This window comes from Pseudomonas sp. P1.31 (assembly GCF_001269815.1).
Classification (GTDB): Bacteria; Pseudomonadota; Gammaproteobacteria; order Pseudomonadales; family Pseudomonadaceae; genus Aquipseudomonas; species Aquipseudomonas rustica.
In genome coordinates this window covers 107677-126666 of the sequence record NZ_LHVN01000003.1, presented here as the reverse complement: position 1 = coordinate 126666, position 18990 = coordinate 107677, and the positions used below count along the sequence as shown (strand labels likewise).

Annotated in this window: 12 protein-coding genes and 1 pseudogene; 4 read left to right on the top strand and 9 right to left on the bottom strand. The window is 59.5% G+C overall.

What is annotated here, in order from left to right:
* Window positions 1-50 precede the first annotated feature (50 nt).
* Entirely contained in the window at window positions 51-620 is a 570-nt protein-coding gene (locus AD669_RS01380; protein WP_053116611.1) for a lipocalin family protein, read from the bottom strand.
* Window positions 621-650: 30 nt separating this feature from the next.
* A complete protein-coding gene (locus AD669_RS01375; RefSeq protein WP_053116610.1) occupies window positions 651-905 on the bottom strand; it encodes a hypothetical protein in 255 nt (84 codons plus the stop codon).
* Between the two features lie 282 nt (window positions 906-1187).
* Here AD669_RS01375 and AD669_RS28935 point away from each other — a divergent pair.
* Window positions 1188-2222: pseudogene (locus AD669_RS28935) on the top strand (cache domain-containing protein); the annotation flags it as partial.
* Window positions 2223-2315: 93 nt separating this feature from the next.
* Entirely contained in the window at window positions 2316-3080 is a 765-nt protein-coding gene (locus AD669_RS28930) for a methyl-accepting chemotaxis protein (RefSeq protein ID WP_371262350.1), read from the top strand.
* An 85-nt stretch (window positions 3081-3165) separates the two neighbouring features.
* Here the strand turns inward: AD669_RS28930 and AD669_RS01365 are convergent, their stop codons facing one another.
* The 5 genes from AD669_RS01365 to AD669_RS01345 all read right to left on the bottom strand — a co-directional run bounded on the left by AD669_RS01365 (window position 3166) and on the right by AD669_RS01345 (window position 12744).
* On the bottom strand, window positions 3166-3768 hold the full coding sequence (locus AD669_RS01365) for a DUF924 family protein (RefSeq protein ID WP_053116608.1): 603 nt from the start codon (window positions 3766-3768) through the stop codon (window positions 3166-3168).
* 3 nt (window positions 3769-3771) lie between these two features.
* Window positions 3772-4782: a class 1 fructose-bisphosphatase gene (locus tag AD669_RS01360; RefSeq protein WP_007909265.1), complete on the bottom strand. Its 1011-nt coding sequence runs from the start codon at window positions 4780-4782 to the stop codon at window positions 3772-3774.
* 309 nt (window positions 4783-5091) lie between these two features.
* Window positions 5092-6456 carry a DUF3999 domain-containing protein gene (locus AD669_RS01355; protein ID WP_053116607.1) on the bottom strand — a complete coding sequence of 455 codons (1365 nt, stop codon included), beginning with the start codon at window positions 6454-6456 and terminating at the stop codon, window positions 5092-5094.
* A complete protein-coding gene (locus AD669_RS01350; RefSeq protein WP_053116606.1) occupies window positions 6453-10037 on the bottom strand; it encodes a DUF2339 domain-containing protein in 3585 nt (1194 codons plus the stop codon). The genes AD669_RS01355 and AD669_RS01350 overlap by 4 nt, the downstream gene beginning before the upstream one ends.
* Window positions 10038-10293: 256 nt before the next feature.
* Complete coding sequence (locus AD669_RS01345) at window positions 10294-12744, bottom strand: glycogen/starch/alpha-glucan phosphorylase (RefSeq protein WP_053116605.1); 2451 nt, start codon at window positions 12742-12744, stop codon at window positions 10294-10296.
* A 259-nt stretch (window positions 12745-13003) separates the two neighbouring features.
* On the opposite strand from AD669_RS01345, the gene AD669_RS01340 reads away from it, so the two are divergent.
* Window positions 13004-13441: a YkgJ family cysteine cluster protein gene (locus AD669_RS01340; RefSeq protein ID WP_008080573.1), complete on the top strand. Its 438-nt coding sequence runs from the start codon at window positions 13004-13006 to the stop codon at window positions 13439-13441.
* Between the two features lie 305 nt (window positions 13442-13746).
* Here the strand turns inward: AD669_RS01340 and typA are convergent, their stop codons facing one another.
* The gene (gene typA, locus AD669_RS01335) at window positions 13747-15567 is read right to left on the bottom strand and encodes a translational GTPase TypA (protein ID WP_053116604.1); all 1821 of its coding nucleotides are present in this window, start codon (window positions 15565-15567) and stop codon (window positions 13747-13749) included.
* 139 nt (window positions 15568-15706) lie between these two features.
* Window positions 15707-17161, bottom strand: coding sequence for a tRNA uracil 4-sulfurtransferase ThiI (gene thiI / locus AD669_RS01330; protein WP_053116603.1), 1455 nt, complete (start codon window positions 17159-17161; stop codon window positions 15707-15709).
* 328 nt (window positions 17162-17489) lie between these two features.
* On the opposite strand from thiI, the gene glnA reads away from it, so the two are divergent.
* Window positions 17490-18896, top strand: a complete 1407-nt coding sequence (gene glnA / locus AD669_RS01325) for a type I glutamate--ammonia ligase (RefSeq protein ID WP_008080570.1) — start codon at window positions 17490-17492, stop codon at window positions 18894-18896.
* Window positions 18897-18990 lie beyond the last annotated feature (94 nt).

Genomic DNA, 18990 nt, shown 5'->3' with positions numbered 1-18990 from the left:
GTGAACACTTTCCCATGTAGGAGCTGCCGAAGGCTGCGATCTTTTCGCTCTTAATTAGAAGTCTTGGCCATCTGCCGTTCCGACGCTCGCCAGATCAATCGCGTGGTGTCATAGCCCTGCTGACGCGCCTTGCTCAGCAGTTCTTCACGCACCACACCGTTAACGGTCGGCGTGCGCGACAGCAGCCACATGTACTTGCGACTCGGGTCGCCGACGATGGCGGTTTTGTAGTCATCGCTGACGTACAGCACCCAGTATTCACCTTTCGCCACACCCGGTATCAGACGCGAGAACCAGGTATCGAACTCGACCCACAATTTGTCGGTCTTGCCCGGCACCTGTGGATAAGCCGTGCCCTTCACTTCTTCCCACTGCCATTGCGGGGTCAGGCAACGATTGAGCACCGCGACGTTGCCGTCAGGCTTGAGGGTGTAATGCGCTTCGGATTGCGCGCAGTCGCGCTGGAAGTACATCGGCAAACGCGCCAGCTCATACCAGGTCCCTTGGTAACGCTTGAGATTGACGCTGTTGACGGTCTTCGGCGCCAACGGATCTACGCCGGAAGTGGCGCAGCCGGCCAGTACCAGGCCGGCAAAAAGGACAAGCAATAACCGCTTCATTTTTCTTCTCCGTGGGCGCGAGGCCCCGGTTTACTTCAGGCCTTGGCCGGAAAACATCAGCACTTTGTCACCGGCGTACTGCACGCTGATAAAGCTGTTTTTGTCGCCCCAGGTGCAACTGGACATGCCGAGCGCGCCCGAGCAATCAGTCGGTTTGCCCAACAAGGTCTCCACTTCGGTCTTGGCCATGCCGGCCGAGAGCTTCGAGTAGTTTTCCTGATTGATCTTGCCGCAGGCGGCCAACAGCACGCAGAACGACAAAAGGGCGATAGATCGCAGCGACATGGTGTAACTCCTGGAACGGAAGGGGGATGGCATGGGGCCAACCAGAAGCTTAGAAGAGAAAAGTGGTGTCTGGTTCCCTCCCGGGACGCCTATTTATTGCTCCGCTCGTCTGGCTTTTGCCGATAAATCAGACACTTTGTCGCGCTTTTGAGCATTTCGTCGCAATTCGCAAAAAAGGCCTAATCTTTGGCGCGCCCCGGTCGAAACAAGAGCAGCGCAAAGCCTCCCTGTGTGGCAAATTGCCGCCCTTTCTTGATCAGCCCCTTCGCGGTAGCTCATTCGATGACCAGAAACATGAAATTCAGCCACAAGATTTTGTTGGCTGCCGCCCTCGTGGTGGCCGTTGCGTTCGCCTGTTTCATTTTCTTCAACGACTATCGACAGCGCGAAGCGCTGAGCACCAGTACCGAAGCGTCGATGCAGGAACTGGGCAGCCTGACCACCAGCAATATCCAGACCTGGCTGGAAAGCCGCATTCAATTGCTGCAATCGATGTCCCAGCAAGTGGTAGTCGACGGCAATGCTCCGGCCAGTCTGAAACGCATCATCGACCTGCCCGCCTACACCGGCAATTTTCAGCTCAGCTACTTCGGTGGTGCCGACGGCGTGATGTTCTCCGTGCCTGCCGGCAACCGCGCGCCGGATTACGACCCGCGCGCACGCGGCTGGTATAAAGCGGCGAACAGCGCGCAACAAACCATCGTCACCGAACCGTACATCGCCGCCTCCTCGGGCAAACTGGTGATCACCGTCGCCACCCCGGTGCAGCGCCAAGGGCAGATGCTCGGCGTTGCCGGCGCGGACATTGATCTGACCAGCGTCAGCGCGATCATCAACTCGCTGAACTTCGGCGGCCACGGTCACGCGTTCATCGTCAGTGCCGACGGCAAGATCCTGATTCACCCGGACAGCAAACTGGTGCTCAAGACCCTCGCCGAGGCCTACCCGAACGGTGCGCCGAAAGTCACTCCGGGCCTGAAGGAAGTCGAGTTCGACGGCAAGACCCAGTTGATCTCCTTCACCCACGTCAACGGTGTGCCATCCGCCGACTGGTACGTGGCGCTGGTGCTCGATAAAGACACCGCGTTCGCCATGCTCAGCGAATTCCGCACCTCGGCGCTGATCGCTATGGTCATCGCCGTGGTGATCATCATCGCCCTGCTCGGCATGCTCATCCGCGTACTGATGCAGCCGCTGCTGACCATGGGTCGTGCGATGCATGACATTGCTGAAGGCGAAGGCGATTTGACCAAACGACTGGTGATCCACGGCAACGATGAATTCGGCGCGCTGGGCACTTCGTTCAACCGTTTTGTTGAGCGCATCCACACCTCGATCCGCGAAGTGTCCTCGGCCACCGGCCAGGTCAACGAAGTCGCCCTGCGCGTGGTCGCGGCGTCGAACTCGTCGATGTACAACTCGGATCAGCAAGCCACCCGCACCAACAGCGTCGCGGCCGCGATCAATCAGCTCGGCGCCGCCGCGCAGGAAATCGCCCAGAACGCCGCGCTCGCCTCGCAGCATTCCAGCGACGCACGCAGTCTCGCGGTCGACGGTCAGCAGGTGGTGGATAAAACCATTTCGGCCATGCAACAGCTGTCGGCGAAGATCAGCGACTCCTGCGGCAACATCGAAACCCTGAACGCCAACACGGTGAACATCGGCCAGATCCTCGAAGTGATCACCAGCATCTCGCAGCAAACCAACCTGCTCGCACTCAACGCTGCGATCGAAGCGGCGCGTGCCGGTGAAGCCGGTCGTGGTTTTGCCGTGGTTGCCGATGAGGTGCGCAACCTCGCGCATCGCACTCAGGACTCGGCGCAGCAAGTGCAGAAGATGATCGAAGAACTGCAGGTCGGCGCACGTCAGGCGGTCAGCATCATGACCGAGAGCCAGCGCGAGAGCGAAAGCAGCGTCGGCATCGCCAATCAGGCTGGTGAGCGTCTGGGCAGCGTGACTCAGCGTATCGGTGAGATCGACGGGATGAACCAGTCGGTGGCGACCGCGACTGAAGAGCAGACGGCGGTGGTCGAGTCGATCAATGTCGATATCAACGAGATCAACACGCTGAATCAGGAAGGTGTGGAGAACTTGCAGGCGACGTTGCGGGCTTGCTCGGATCTGGAGCAGCAGGCGGCGCGGTTGAAGCAGTTGGTGGGTAGTTTCCGCATTTAAGGATCAAAAGATCGCAGCCTGCGGCAGCTCCTACATAGATCGAGTTCACTGTAGGAGCTGCCGTAGGCTGCGATCTTTTTTGGGATCAGAACCGCGAACCAGGTTCGGAAAGAAACACCATCTCCTCAGCCGTAGACTCCCGCCCCAACACCGCATTGCGATGCGGAAACCGGCCAAACCGTGCGATCACTTTCTGATGCCGTTCGGCATAATCCAGATTATCGGCAAACACCGCGCGCTGCGCTTCCGGCTGTTCCGCCACCAGTTCGATAAACCGGGAGACCGCCTCGTTCTGCACCGCGAGGTTTTCGCAGTGTTCGAACACCAGATAAATAAACACTCGCTGGATCGGTTTCAACTGCCGATCAAAATCCGCCGCAATGCCTTGGGCGACAAGTTTCTGCGCGCGCAGATCACCGGAAAATGCTTTGGGGGTGTCGCGAAAGATCATTCGCGGCAATTGATCGAGCAGTAACACCAGCGCCAGCCAACCTTCTGGACGTTGCGTCCACTCGGTCAATTCGCCGGCCAGGGCCTGATCGACAAAGACCCCGAAACGCGTCTGCGCTTCGAGGTCTTGGCTGCCTCGCTTACCGAACCACAACTTGCCCTTGTCAGCCGAAATGTCGTCCGGGGATTCGGCATGTCCGAACCACCAATCGAGCAACGGCTGCCAAGGCGCGGTCATGGTTTATTCCTTGTGGTAGGCCGTCGCGCGGGCGACTTCTTCTTTCGAGCCGAGGAACACCGCTACGCGCTGGTGCAGGCCTTCGGGCTGGATGTCGAGGATGCGCTGGTGACCGTCGGTGGACGCGCCGCCCGCTTGTTCGACGAGGAACGACATCGGGTTGGCTTCGTACATCAGACGCAGTTTGCCTGGCTTGGATGGCTCACGGCTGTCGCGCGGGTACATGAACAGACCGCCACGGGTCAGGATGCGGTGTACGTCGGCAACCATCGCCGCGACCCAACGCATGTTGTAGTTCTTTTTCAGCGGACCTTCTTCACCGGCCAGCAGCTCGCCAACGTAACGTTGTACTGGGGCTTCCCAGTGACGCTGGTTGGACATGTTGATGGCGAATTCCTGGGTCGATTCAGGAATGGTGATGTCTTCGTGGGTCAGCACGAAGCTGCCCATTTCGCGGTCCAGAGTGAAGCCTTTGACGCCGTCGCCCAGGGTCAGCACCAGCATGGTTTGCGGGCCGTAGATCGCGTAACCGGCGGCAACTTGCTGAGTGCCTGGCTGCAGGAACGCTTTCTCGTTCAGCGGCTCGTTCTGGCTCAGGTATTCGTTCGGGCAACGCAGTACCGAGAAGATGGTGCCGACCGGGGCGTTGATGTCGATGTTCGACGAGCCGTCCAGTGGGTCGAATACCAGCAGGTACGCGCCTTTCGGGTATTTACCCGGGATCTGGTAGGCATTGTCCATTTCTTCGGACGCCATGCCGGCCAGGTGACCGCCCCATTCGTTGGCTTCGAGCAGGATCTCGTTGGAGATCACGTCGAGTTTCTTCTGCACTTCGCCTTGGACGTTTTCAGTGCCCATGCTGCCCAGAACACCACCCAGGGCGCCTTTGGACACGGCGTGGCTGATTTCTTTGCAAGCACGCGCGACCACTTCGATCAGGAAACGCAGATCGGCAGGAGTGTTATTGCTGCGGGTCTGCTCAATCAAATAGCGACTCAGGGTAACGCGGGACATGGACGGCTCCGGTGGAATGGGGGGCTAAAAACCCGCGCAGTTTACAGGGAGTCTGAAACCGTAGCGAGCGAAGACGCCCGGTAACGTGCGTTGGGGTGTAATTGCCTGCATGAGACGTGATTGTCGGTGGAGAGTTCAGGTAGCGGATTTAGCGTAGTCCGAAATCGGGCGAAGGTGATCGGCTTCGGTTATGTATTGATTGAGAAGCCGCCTTCGCGAGCAAGCTCGCTCCCACACTGGATTTTTGAACGACGCAGATCCACTGTGGGAGCGAGCTTGCTCGCGAATGGCGCGCAGCGCCAGCCATTCTCAGGAATTGGCAGGAGGCTTGCGCAGTAAGCTAAACGCCATCGCCCCAAGGAACACCACACTCAGCAACAACACCGCCCACAACCCGATCTTCTTCCAATTGGTCTCCGCCACAGCCGCCGTCGTGGCCGTCGAAGTCTGCGTCGCCACCACTTCCCCCCCAACCACAGCCTTACCCAGCCCCGCCAACTTCTCCGGTTTGAAACCCGGAATCAGCGTCGCCAACGGCAGATTCGCCGTTTTCACCGTCGCATTGCCCACCGCCAGACTGTACGGCCCCTCGCCGCGCGCAAGGAAAATCACCTGCGTCGCGCGCACCGCATATTTCAAACTCGGCGCCTGCTCACCCAGACCACCGCCGCGCTCATCCACCGTCAACTTCAACTGCTGCACGGTTTGCCCGTAGAGCTGCAATTCATTCTGCACCACGTCCTGGCCATTCTGCGTCAGGCGATACAGCAAACCGTTGCTCAGTTCCTGCCACGGCAAGCTGCTTTCGCGGCGCCCGGCCAATGTCACCGGCGCCAGACTGTTAGGTTGTTTCAGCTCGACCTGCACGCGCTCGACGTTCAGCCCCATGGGCAACTGCCAGCTGTACTCGCCAGCCTTGGTGCTGCTGCCAGCCAACGCTTGCGACCAGACCAACGGCAGCGGAACGTTGCGCGGATCGCTGCTTTTCAACTGTGCCGAGGTGATGGTCGGCGCCGAACTCGGCGAATCCCACAGCAGGCGCAAATAGCGCGCGGATTGCCCCGGCAACGTCACTTCATGCTGCTCGATGCGCTCATCGGAAAACGTCAGGCGCGCAACCTGGCCTTCGCCCCACGGCTGCCAGTGCTGCAAGTCATCACTGGCTTCGATGCTGAAACGCTGAAAGCCATCGCGCTCGCTGGTCCAGTCGAGGATCAACTGCTGCAACGGCGCCTTGATCGCACTGGCATCGAGCAGCCAACCGCGCAGCACTTCCTCGCCCGCCTCCAGCTGACTCGACGGCTGCACTTCGACCAGCGTGCCGTTGGTGGTCGACTGCACGCGCACGTTCGGCACGTGTTCATTCGAATCGGCGGCGTTGTACAGCGGGAACCACTTCACCTCGTGCAACTGTCCATCGTCGCGGGTCTGCGCCGATTCGCGCGCCAAGGCGTACGCCTGCGCTTCGCCGGCGGCGTTGAACACGCGCAGGTCACTGAGATCGGTCTGGCGCGCCTGCAATTGCACATTCAGTGGCAGTTCGAGGCGATACCACGGCCCGTCGCCGCTGACCGACAGCGGCACTTGCGTGGCGAAGTCCGCCGGTTTTTCCTGGGCGCCGGCAGCCATCACCACGCCCAACGCCAACCAACCCAGATTCAGCATGCGACTCAAGATGAAACTCCTTCGGTGTCCGGGGCCGGTTTGTCCGCCGCCGGGTCAGCGTCGACGCGTTTGGGTGGCAGCGGCGCGAAATAGCCGACCACCAGCAGCAACACGCCCACGCCGATAAACGAGACGATCCGGGCGAGGCCGCCACGGTTGCTCAATTCGACAAAAATCAGTTTGGCCACGACCAGCGCAATCAGCGCCGCGCCGATCAGCCACACTTCGCGACGATGACGCAGATGCCCACCGATCATCAGCCCCAGCGCCATCAGCGTCCAGACGATGGACAAGCCCGCCTGCACCAGCATCGAAGCGAGCAGCGTATCCAGCTCAAACGGAATCCCCGCCCAATGGTGCGCGGCGCGGGTGACCAACGCCGTGCAGAAGGCGAACAGCGAAACCCCGGCGATCAATTGCGTCGCGTATTCGGCGTAGTCCTGACGAATCGACAACTGCGAAACCGCACTGCGCGACCACACATAAACGCCGAACAGCGCGAACAGCAAACCCAACTCCAACGGGTTGAGCAGCGGCACGTACGGCAACGGTTCGGCATTGCCATCGCTGACGCCATTCGCCAGCCAGAACCACGCGAGCATCAGCACCGCCAACGGCGCAGCGGCGTACAAGCGGTACTCGCGGGCAAACGACGCCACCGGCCACGGCCAGGCGCGCGGTGCCGCCGCCATCAGCAGATACAGGCTCGGCAGAATCGCCCAGCCCAACCAGCGCCAGGCGTTGTATTGCTCGGACAACAACAGCAGGCCGTAGCGCAATTCCAGCGCCAGAACACCGATCAGCAGCCAGCAGCCGAGCACATGCGCGGTGCTCAAAGCGCGCGCCGGCAACATCGGCGCCAAGCGGCGCAGACTGAAGAAATGCACGGCGAACACTGCCGCCCACGCCAGCCAACCGAAATCGGCCGCCGGGTGATAACGCGAATGCCAGGCAGCGAGCAACACCAGCCCCGCCGCCGGAATCAGCAAGGTGCAAAGCAAACCCAGCGCCGGCCATTTCAGGCGCAGCGACAACACCGTCCACAACGCCACGCTCACCGCTGCAACCAACAGCAGCAACGTGCCTTGCAGATTCGGCGTAGCAAAACGCAGCACTTCACTGACCCACGCCAGCGCCCACCAACCCGCGCCCCACACCAGCAAGACTTCGGACAAACGTTGCAAACTCAACGCATCGAACGCCGAAGCGTGATTGCCCAGTTGCAGGCGCCACGCACCGATCATCGCGGCCAGCCCCAGCACCAGCGGCGTCCAGAATCCGCCGTGGGCCAACGGTTTCAGGCCTTCGCTGGACAGCGGCCCGAGCAGCTCGGGGCCGGCGAACAGAAACGCCGCGCCACCAATCAACTGCAATAAAAGACCGAAGACAAAACTCACACGCTGCTTGAGGTACAGGCTCAGCCAGATAATCAACAAACCACTCGCGGCCCACACCGCGCTCGCGGTTTGCCACGGCAGCACGAACAGCACCGCCAGATTGATCAGCACCAGACCGGCCAGCAACACCACCGACAAACCGCGCAGCAGGCGCACATCACCGCGCACCATTTCATCGCGAGCCGCCAACAGCATGCCGGCGATCAACGCCAGACCAATCAGCGAAGCACTGAGCAAACCGCTCCAACCGGCGCTGAACACCGCCGCTGAATCCTCGCCCGCGCCTTGCAGACGCAAGAGGAACAACGCGCCGCCGAGCAATTGCACGGCAAACGCGGTGAACAGGAACGTGCGCGACTGAATCCGCAGGCCGACGAACAACGTCACCAACCCGACCAGCGCCCAACTGATCGCCGTGCCCTGCGTGAAGAAAAACAGCGGCGCCAGCAGGTAGAGGAAGGTCAGGCCCAGACAGGCCAACACTGGCAGGCCTTGGCGCTCCCATGGCGAAGTCTGCTCCGCCGAGGCCTTGCGCAGTTGATAGAAGCTGAACAGCAAAGCGCTGCCGAGCATCAACGCGCCGAGCGGAGCACCGTCGAGCAGGCTGCTTTCGCCAACCCGCAACTGACTGAGAAACGCCAACGCCGAGCCCAGTTGCAGCAGCAACGCGAACGCCCGCGCGAACGGTCGATGCTGACGCAGACCGAGCCAGAAAATCCCCGCACCCTCCACGGCCCACGCCGCCGAAGTCCAGCGCGCATCGAGCCCCAGCGGAATCGCCAGACTGGCGAAAATCACCCCGAGCGCCAGACAGGTTTCGCCCAGCAACGCCGCGCGGCCACCCATCAACACCTTGGCCAGCGCCATGTAAAGCATGCCGAGTGCCAGCGCGCTGAACGCGGCGGCGAATTCCAGATGCTGCACCAACGCAAACTGCAAACCGAAACCAACGATCGGCGGGCCGAACAGCATCGTCCCGTCGACGTAATCGCCCTTGCGCGCCGACCAGTGCAGCAAGGCATCACGGTCGCCGTCCGCCGGGGCATCGGGCATGTCGAGCAATTTGCGTCGGGCAAACAACAGGCCGATGCCGAGGTACATCAGGAAGAACAAAATCAGAAACGGCTCGGTGCTCCACAAAAGCTCCGGCGCATACGAACGCAAGCCCCAAGCGAAACCGATGCCGAAGGTGCCGACGAAGCCGATCAGGTTGAGCAGACGCCAGGCCTTGAACCAGGCGATGGCGAGAATACCGGCGTTGAGCAACGCGAAATAACTGAACAGCGCGACATGGTTGCCGGCCCCGGTCGAGGTCAGGATCGGCGCGGCGAAACCGCCTAATGCGGCTGCGGCAGCCAGGCCCAGCGCATCCTGGGTGATCGCCAGAATCGCCGAGAACACCGTGACCGCGACCAGCAATCCAAGCGCGGCAGAAGGATCGAGCAGCGGATGCAGACGCATCGCCGCAAACACCGTCAGGTACAACACCGCGATCCCGGTGCCTTGCAGCATCAATGCGTAATTACTGTTGCGATTGCGTAGCCACCAGCCCAGCGCGAGCAAGCCCAGCGCGGCGGCTGCGACACCGGCGTAACGCAACTCGATCGGCACGACCATGCCTTCGGTGGCGTAGCGCAGCAGGAACGCCAAGCCGAAAAACAGCAACACCACGCCGACGCGCAGCACGGTGTTGCCGCCGAACAGCCAATTGCGCGCAGCACTGATGCCGCGCTCGATAAGGTTCGGGCCACGGGGTTCGGCGGGTTTTTGTGGTTCGGGAGTAACGGCGTCGAGGTTCCAGACATCGGCGGGCAGCGGTTGGCTGGTTTCGCTGGCGACGGCGGAAATCGGTTCGAGTTCGGGGGGCAACTCCCAGACCAGTTCCGGTGCGGGGGCTTCTTCGACGGTTTTGATGGGGTCTGCGACGGGTTCGGGAACTGGCGCGGTATTCGGTGGCGTCGCGGCACGAACCGGCGCGCCTTCCAGCAGAAACAGCCGCTGCTCAACGCCCTGTAACGCGACTTTCGCCTGTTCAAGTTGCTGCTGTTGCTCAGCCGCTTGCGAGCCAAGCCGAGCAATGCGCAGCGTCTGCCCGATCACCAGCCCCAGCAACGCGCCCAACAGCGCATCACTGAACGACTCGTCGAGCAGCCAGCCGAGCACCAGCCCGATCAACATGAACATCCATTGCATGGTCGATATCCCTAAGCGGCCCCGTGGCGGGGCGAGTCCGGCAATTGCCTCAGTCTAGGCACAAACCCCTTGTGGGAGCGGGCTTGCTCGCGAAGAGGTCGTGTCAGTCGAAATTAATGCTGACTGAACCACCGCTTTCGCGAGCAAGCCCGCTCCCACAGGGGAAGTGTGGTGACTGTAGCTTCCGGTAACCGGCGCTCAGTATATCGATGCGGCCCAACAAACGTTGGGACTTGCGTAGATTTGTTGCGGAAAGTTACTCCAGCGCTTTCCAGATCTCCGTGGCGTACTCACGAATCGTCCGGTCTGACGAGAACCAGCCCATCCGCGCCGTGTTGAGCACCGCCGAGCGCCACCAGTTGTTGCTGTCGTGCCAATGCGCTTCGACGCGTTTCTGCGCTTCCCAGTACGAGTCGAAATCGGCGCAGACCAGGAAGCGGTCGTAATCCACCAGCGAATCGATCAACCCGGTATAGCGCGAAGTGTCGTCTGGCGAGAACACTCCACTGCGGATCGCTTGCAACACATCGTTCAAACGATGCGACGCGGCGATGTCCGGCAAGGCGCTGAACTCGTGATTCTGTTTACGCGCTTCCACCTGCTGCGCGCTGAGACCAAAGATAAACATGTGCTCGGCACCGATGCGTTCGCACATTTCCACGTTGGCGCCGTCGAGGGTGCCGATGGTCAGCGCGCCGTTGAGGCCGAACTTCATGTTGCTGGTGCCCGACGCCTCGAAACCTGCAGTGGAGATCTGCTCGGACAAGTCCGCCGCCGGAATAATGCTCTCCGCCAGACTGACGTTGTAGTTGGGCAGGAACACCACTTTCAGCAGGCCACGCACCGTCGGATCGTTATTCACCACCCGGGCAATGTCGTTGGTCAGTTTGATGATCAGTTTGGCCTGGTGATAACTCGCCGCCGCTTTACCGGCGAAGATTTTCACCCGTGGTACCCAGTCGACTTCCGGCTCGGCGCGAATCGCCTGATACAGCGCCACGGTGTGCAGCAGGTTGAGCAGCTGGCGTTTGTATTCGTGGATCCGTTTGACCTGCACGTCGAACATCGCCGCCGGATTGACGGCAATGCCCAAGCGTTCATGAATCAGATAAGCCAGCGCTTTTTTGCTGTGCAGGCGTTGTTCGGCGAAGGCTTTGCGGAACGCGGGCTTCTCGGCGAACGGTTCAAGATCGAGCAAGCGCTCTTCCGCGTTATCCAGCAGATCCGGGCCCAATGTGTCGACCAGCATCGAGGTCAGTTCCGAGTTGGCCTGATACAGCCAGCGGCGGAAAGTAATGCCGTTGGTTTTGTTGTTGATCCGCTCCGGGTAGAGCTTGTGCAGTTCGGCGAACACGGTTTTACGCATCAGCTGCGTGTGCAATCCGGATACACCGTTGACGCTGTGCGAACCGAGGAACGCGAGGTTGCCCATGCGCACGCGGCGACCGTTGTCTTCTTCGATCAGCGACACGGCGCGGAGCACGTCGAAATCGTGAATGCCTTTGGCGCGCAGCGAATCGATGTGCTGGGCGTTGATCAGGTAAATGATCTGCATGTGCCGTGGCAGCATCCGTTCCATCAGGCCCACCGGCCAGGTTTCCAGCGCTTCCGGCAACAGCGTGTGGTTGGTGTACGACAGCGTGTCGACCGTCACTTGCCACGCCGCGTCCCATGCCACGTCGTAGACATCAACCAATTGCCGCATCAGTTCGGCGACGGCAATCGAAGGGTGGGTGTCGTTGAGCTGGATCGCCGCGTGATCACCCAGCGTCAGCACCGAGGTGTGCATGTTGCGATGGCGACGCAGCAGATCCTGCAACGAGGCCGCAACGAAGAAGTATTCCTGACGCAGGCGCAGTTCTTGCCCTGCTTCGGTGCTGTCTGCCGGGTAGAGCACGCGCGAGATACTTTCGGCGCGAGCAACCTCGGCGACGGCGCCCAAGTGGTCACCGGCGTTGAAGCGCTCAAGGTGCAAATCTTCCATGGCACGGGCACGCCACAGACGCAGCGTATTGACGCTTGCTCCGCGCCAGCCCACCACCGGCGTGTCGTAGGCAATCGCGCGGACGGTTTCTGCCGGCGACCAGACTTGTTTGGATTTTCCGCTGACGTCGGTGACGGTTTCAACGCTGCCGCCGAAGCCGATGGAGTAGACGACCTCTGGCCGCTCGAACTCCCACGGGTTGCCGAAATCCAGCCAGTGTTCGGTCTGCTCCTGTTGCCAGCCATCGACAATAGCCTGACGGAACAAACCGTGTTCATAACGAATGCCGTAACCGTGGCCGGCGATGCCGAGGGTCGACATGCTTTCCATAAAGCACGCCGCCAGACGACCGAGGCCGCCGTTGCCGAGCGCCGCATCGGGCTCCAGCAAGCGAATGCGTTCCAGATCGACACCGAGTTCGGTCAACGCTTCACGGGCGACGTCGAGCAGGCCGAGGTTGCTCAGGCTGTCGTAGAGCAAACGGCCGATGAGAAATTCCAGCGAGAGGTAATACACCCGTTTCTGGCCTTTGCGGTAGATCTGCCGGGTGTGATCCATCCAGTGCTCGACCATGTGATCGCGCGCAGCCAAAGCGATGGCTTCGAACCAGTCATGGTCGAAGGCGTGATCAGGGTCTTTGCCCACCGCGTAGGTGAGTTTGGTCAGGACGGCATCGCGGAATGCGGCCACCTCTGCTTCGCGAACTAGTGGTTCTTGAGTCATCAATGGGACCTCGAGCGAGCGGGAATTGTCTGAGCCTAGACGGTCTGACCGACGGTGAGGGCTCTGGTTCGGCAGTATTTCCTGAGACGGTGAGATGGCCCGGCATAACCCTGGCGGCTGGGCTAATGAATGCAGGGGCCGTGCCGAATTGTCCGGCAATGTGCCTGCATCGAGAAAAAATCTGGCGAAAGGTTGTTCAAAAATCCACCAGTCCCGGTATGATCGCGCGCCCTGATGCACACACGCCTGGTAACTCCCGATGATGAAGCCCAACCTGATTGCCGCCGCCGAGATCGATCGTCTCGATACGTGGGCAAAATATTCAGCCCCGATGTGCGGTTCCTGCATATCCAGCTGCTGCACGCTGCCGGTTGAGGTGAAAATCAAGGATCTGGTGCGCATCGGTGTGGTCGACGAGTTCGAACTCGGTGACCCGCCGAAGAACATCGCCAAGCGTTTACAGAAGGAAGGCCTGGTTGAACGCTTCAATCAGAAGTCCGGCATCTTCACCCTGCAGCGCATGAGCAACAACGATTGCTACTACCTGGATCGTAAGAGCCGCCTGTGCACCATTTATGACAAGCGCCCGGATACCTGCCGCAATCACCCGAAGATCGGGCCACGGCCGGGGTATTGCGCGTACAAGCCGAAGGAAGTGGTGCGCGAGCAGAATTTCCGCGCGATCGAGAAGTTTTAAAAGCTTCCCCTCACCCCAGCCCTCTCCCGGAGGGAGAGGGAGCCGACCGAGGTGTCTGGCGCCTGACACCGACCTGAAAAATCCAGTCGATTATGGATTCGATAAAGCCCCACCAAATCGATTTTGGATTCAGCAGAATTCTTTCAAGTCGACGTATCCCCTGAGCATCCCCCATTCAGTCCCCTCTCCCTCCGGGAGAGGGCTAGGGTGAGGGGCTCTTCAGAACTAACAAACTTTCCCCAGACAAACAAAAACGCCCCCGGTCTCGCGACCGGGGGCGTTTTCATTCAGCCTGAACTAATGACTCAGTTCTTGGCTTTCTTGGCAGCGCGGGTACGCTCGCTTTCGTCCAGGATCTTCTTGCGAAGACGGATGGACTTAGGAGTTACTTCGCACAGCTCGTCTTCCTGGATGTATTCCAGAGCCTGTTCCAGAGTGAACTTCACTGGTGGAACCAGAGCGATGGTTTCGTCTTTACCCGAAGCACGCATGTTGTCGAGCTTCTTGCCCTTGGTAGGGTTAACGCCCAGGTCGTTGTCACGGCTGTTCTGACCAACGATTTGACCGTTGTAGATCTCTTGACCGTGTTCTACGAACAGCTTGCCACGAGCCTGCAGGGTTTCCAGCGAGTAGGTCAGTGCCTTACCGGTTTCAACCGAAACCAGAACGCCGTTCTGACGGCCGGACATGTGGCCCGACTTGACGGTGTCGTAACGATCGAAGATCGAGGTCAGGATGCCAGCACCGTTGGTCAGGGTCAGGAACTGGTTACGGAAACCGATCAGACCGCGAGCAGGGATGTTGTATTCCAGACGAACACGGCCCTTACCATCCGGAACCATGTTGGTCAGGTCGCCTTTACGCAGACCCATCTCTTCCATGACCTTGCCCTGCGAATCTTCAGGGATGTCGATGGTTACGTTTTCGAACGGTTCTTGTTTAACGCCGTTCACTTCACGAATGATTACTTCCGGACGGCCCAGGGCCAGCTCGAAGCCTTCGCGACGCATGGTTTCGATCAGTACCGAGAGGTGCAGCTCACCACGGCCGGAAACCTTGAACTTGTCAGCCGAGTCGCCTTCTTCAACGCGCAGTGCAACGTTGTACAGCAGCTCTTTGTCCAGACGATCCTTGATGTTACGGGAGGTCACGAACTTGCCTTCTTTACCGCAGAATGGCGAGTCGTTTACCTGGAAGGTCATCGAAACGGTTGGCTCGTCAACGGTCAGAGGCTTCATCGCCTCAACAGTCAGCGGGTCGCACAGGGTGTCGGAGATGAACAGCGATTCCATACCGCTGATGCAAACGATGTCGCCTGCTGCAGCTTCTTCAACGTCAATACGGTGCAGACCGTGGTGACCCATCAGCTTCAGGATACGACCGTTGCGACGCTTGCCGTCGGCACCGATAGCCACAACCGGGGTGTTCGGCTTGACGCGACCACGAGCGATACGGCCAACGCCGATAACACCCAGGAAGCTGTTGTAGTCCAGTGCGGAGATCTGCATCTGGAACGCGCCTTCACGGTCGACTTTAGGGGCCGGAACGTGATCGACAACCGCTTGGTACAGCGGAGTCATGTCTTCAGCCATGTCGGTGTGATCCAGACCGGCAATGCCGTTCAGGGCCGAGGCGTAAACAACCTGGAAGTCCAGTTGTTCTTCGGAAGCACCGAGGTTGTCGAACAGGTCGAAGATCTGATCCAGAACCCAGTCCGGACGCGCGCCTGGACGGTCAACCTTGTTGATGACCACGATTGGACGCAGGCCGGCTTCGAAAGCCTTCTTGGTCACGAAACGGGTTTGCGGCATAGGGCCGTCTTGAGCGTCAACCAGCAGCAGAACGGAGTCAACCATCGACATTACGCGTTCAACTTCGCCGCCGAAGTCGGCGTGGCCCGGGGTGTCCACGATGTTGATGTGGTAGCCGTTCCAGTTGATGGCGGTGTTTTTCGCCAGAATGGTAATACCGCGCTCTTTTTCCTGGTCGTTGGAGTCCATCACGCGCTCGTCGTTGAGCTCGTTGCGCTCCAGAGTGCCGGATTGACGCAGGAGTTTGTCTACCAGGGTGGTTTTACCATGGTCAACGTGGGCAATGATGGCGATGTTACGTAGATTTTCGATCACTTGTGTATCTCGATCAGAGGATTCGGTTTGCTGACAAGTCTTGGCAGCGATTAGCAGTAGTGTCCGGCATGGCCGTTACAGCTTGACGGCGGTGTCGGGGGGCCGGTGACGCAGGCCACAGGCAAACAGCCCCGGGCACTTAGCTCGGTCGATAAACGCGCACATTGGCATGCCCCTCACTGAGCAAATGGTGAGCATGCAGGCGACTCATCACGCCTTTGTCGCAATACAGCAGGTACTGGCGAGTCGGATCCAGCTCCTTGAAACGAGCGTTCACTGCGTAGAACGGCATCGTCTGTACTTCTACGCCAGCGAGTTCCAGCGGCTCATCCTCGGCGGCATCCGGGTGACGGATGTCGATCACGATCTGGCCAGCCAGTGCTTCGCTGACTTCTTCAATCTGTACGTCCTGGCCCAATTCGTCGATCACGCGATCGATCGGCACCAGTTTGGCGTTTTCGAGCGCACGCTCGAGCACCGCCATGTCGAATTCTTTCTCTTCGTGCTCAACGCGACCGCGTTTGGCGGCGGTCTTCGGGTTGACCGAAATGACCCCGCAGTATTCCGGCATGTGCCGGGCGAAATCGGCGGTGCCGATTTCATTGGCCGTGTCGATGATGTCCTGCTTGTGCGCCACGATCAGCGGGCGCAGGACAAGCTTGTCGGTCACGCAGTCGATCACCGACAGGTTCGGCAACGTCTGGCTCGACACCTGGGAGATCGCTTCGCCGGTGACCAGCGCTTCGATCTGCAGGCGGTCAGCGATGTTGGACGCCGCGCGCAACATCATACGCTTCAATACGACGCCCATATGACTGTTATCGACTTTGAGGAGAATTTCGCCGAGAACTTCTTCGAACGGAACACTGACAAATAGCACGCGTTGCGAGCTGCCGTACTTCTTCCAGATGAAATGCGCGACTTCCATAACGCCCAATTCATGGGCGCGACCGCCCAGATTGAAGAAACAGAAGTGGGTCATCAGGCCGCGACGAATGATCTGGTAGGCCGCAACGGTCGAGTCAAAGCCGCCGGACATCAATACCAGTGTCTGCTCAAGGGCGCCGAGCGGGTAACCGCCGATGCCGTTGTGCTGGCTGTGAATCACAAACAACCGTTTGTCGCGAACTTCGATACGGACTTCGATTTCCGGCGATTTCAGGTCAATCCCGGCAGCACCGCACTCACGACGCAGCTTGCTGCCGACGTATTTTTCCACGTCCATCGAGCTGAAGGCGTGCTTGCCGGCACGCTTGCAACGCACCGAAAAGATCTTCCCGGCCAGCGCATCGCCGTAGTGCTCTTTGCACTTCTCGGTGATGTCGTCGAAGTCCCCCAGCGGGTACTCGTCGATCTGCAGAAAGTGCGCGATGCCCGGCATGCAGGTCAGGCGCTCACCCATCTCTTTCAAGGCTTTGGCATCGGTAATGCGGGTTTCCAGCTCGAGATTGTCCCACACACCGTTCACCACCACGGCCGGGTCCAGGTCGCGGAGCACGGTGCGGATGTTCTTGGCCAACTGGCGGATGAATTTCGTCCGGACAGGTCGGCTTTTGATGGTGATCTCGGGGAAGACTTTTACGATTAGTTTCATGAAAACAGCGCGCGAACGGCCAGCCGAAAAAGGGGGGCGCGGATTATAGCGGAAATTGCTCAAGGTTTAACCAGTTAATGTGCAGAAGGTTTTGTCTGCACCAAAACGGGTCATTTTCGATTGGGGACGCTACATTAGGGGGCGAGATTTGCAGCATTAAGGCGCTTTGCACCTTAATAAGCGTGAATTTGGGGCAAAAAACCCATGCTGGGGCACTGGCATGCAATTTGCTCCCTTGTGAGGCAGGTTGCCTTGGCAGAGTATTCGCGCCGGCATCACCCACATTTAAGGGCATCCACTACCAAGCCCGAAGCCACCCGGAGGACATATGTCGAAGACGGTTCAACTCATCAAAGATCATGACGTCAAGTGGATTGATCTGCGCTTCACGGACACCAAAGGTACTCAGCACCACGTGACCATGCCGGCTCGCGATGCTTTGGACGATGACTTCTTCGAAGTCGGCAAAATGTTCGACGGCTCCTCCATCGCTGGCTGGAAAGGCATCGAAGCCTCCGACATGATCCTGATGCCGGTTGACGAAACTGCCGTTCTCGACCCGTTCACCGAAGACGCCACCCTGATCCTGGTGTGCGACATCATCGAACCTTCGAGCATGCAAGGCTACGACCGCGACCCACGTGCGATCGCCAAGCGCGCCGAAGAACACCTGAAAGCCACCGGTATCGGTGACACCGTATTCGCCGGTCCAGAGCCAGAATTCTTCATCTTTGACTCGGTGAAATTCAAGTCGGACATTTCCGGCTCGATGTTCAAGATCTACTCCGAGCAAGGTTCGTGGATGTCCGACCAGGACATCGAAGGCGGCAACAAGGGTCACCGTCCAGGCGTCAAAGGCGGCTACTTCCCGGTTCCACCGTTCGACCACGACCACGAAATCCGTACCTCCATGTGCAACGCACTGGAAGAAATGGGCCTGACCGTTGAAGTTCACCACCACGAAGTGGCGACTGCCGGCCAGAACGAAATCGGCGTCAAGTTCAACACCCTGGTGAAGAAAGCCGACGAAACCCAAACCCTGAAGTACGTTGTACACAACGTTGCTGACGCTTACGGCCGCACCGCGACCTTCATGCCGAAGCCACTGTACGGCGACAACGGTTCGGGCATGCACGTACACATGTCGATCTGGAAAGACGGCAAGAACACCTTCGCAGGTGAAGGCTATGCCGGCCTGTCCGATACCGCTCTGTACTTCATCGGCGGCATCATCAAACACGGTAAGGCCCTGAACGGCTTCACCAACCCGGCGACCAACTCGTACAAGCGTCTGGTACCAGGCTTCGAAGCTCCGGTCATGCTGGCCTACTCGGCTCGCAACCGTTCCGCTTCGATCCGTATTCCTTACGTGTCGAGCCCGAAAGCCCGCCGTATCGAAGCCCGCTTCCCGGATCCGGCTGCCAACCCGTACCTGGCCTTCGCAGCACTGCTGATGGCTGGTCTGGACGGTATCCAGAACAAGATCCACCCTGGCGACGCTGCTGACAAAAACCTGTACGACCTGCCGCCTGAAGAGGCGAAAGAGATCCCACAAGTTTGCGGCAGCCTGAAAGAAGCCCTGGAAGAGCTGGACAAGGGCCGCGCGTTCCTGACCAAGGGCGGCGTATTCTCCGACGACTTCATCGACGCTTACATCGCGCTGAAATCGGAAGAAGAAATCAAGGTTCGTACCTTCGTACACCCACTGGAATATGAGCTGTACTACAGCTGCTGATCCGGTAGCGCCGCGTTCCGTGGCGTGAGTAAAAGAGGCCTCCTTCGGGAGGCCTTTTTTATTGCAGATCAAAAGATCGCAGCCTTCGGCAGCT

Bases quoted from the DNA above. Each gene is read 5' to 3' on its own strand.
- AD669_RS01380 (WP_053116611.1), bottom strand. From the start codon at position 620: ATGAAGCGGTTATTGCTTGTCCTTTTTGCCGGCCTGGTACTGGCCGGC.
- AD669_RS01375 (WP_053116610.1), bottom strand. From the start codon at position 905: ATGTCGCTGCGATCTATCGCCCTTTTGTCGTTCTGCGTGCTGTTGGCC.
- AD669_RS28930 (WP_371262350.1), top strand. From the start codon at position 2,316: ATGTACAACTCGGATCAGCAAGCCACCCGCACCAACAGCGTCGCGGCC.
- AD669_RS01365 (WP_053116608.1), bottom strand. From the start codon at position 3,768: ATGACCGCGCCTTGGCAGCCGTTGCTCGATTGGTGGTTCGGACATGCC.
- AD669_RS01360 (WP_007909265.1), bottom strand. From the start codon at position 4,782: ATGTCCCGCGTTACCCTGAGTCGCTATTTGATTGAGCAGACCCGCAGC.
- AD669_RS01350 (WP_053116606.1), bottom strand. From the start codon at position 10,037: ATGCAATGGATGTTCATGTTGATCGGGCTGGTGCTCGGCTGGCTGCTC.
- AD669_RS01345 (WP_053116605.1), bottom strand. From the start codon at position 12,744: ATGACTCAAGAACCACTAGTTCGCGAAGCAGAGGTGGCCGCATTCCGC.
- AD669_RS01340 (WP_008080573.1), top strand. From the start codon at position 13,004: ATGATGAAGCCCAACCTGATTGCCGCCGCCGAGATCGATCGTCTCGAT.
- thiI (WP_053116603.1), bottom strand. From the start codon at position 17,161: ATGAAACTAATCGTAAAAGTCTTCCCCGAGATCACCATCAAAAGCCGA.
- glnA (WP_008080570.1), top strand. From the start codon at position 17,490: ATGTCGAAGACGGTTCAACTCATCAAAGATCATGACGTCAAGTGGATT.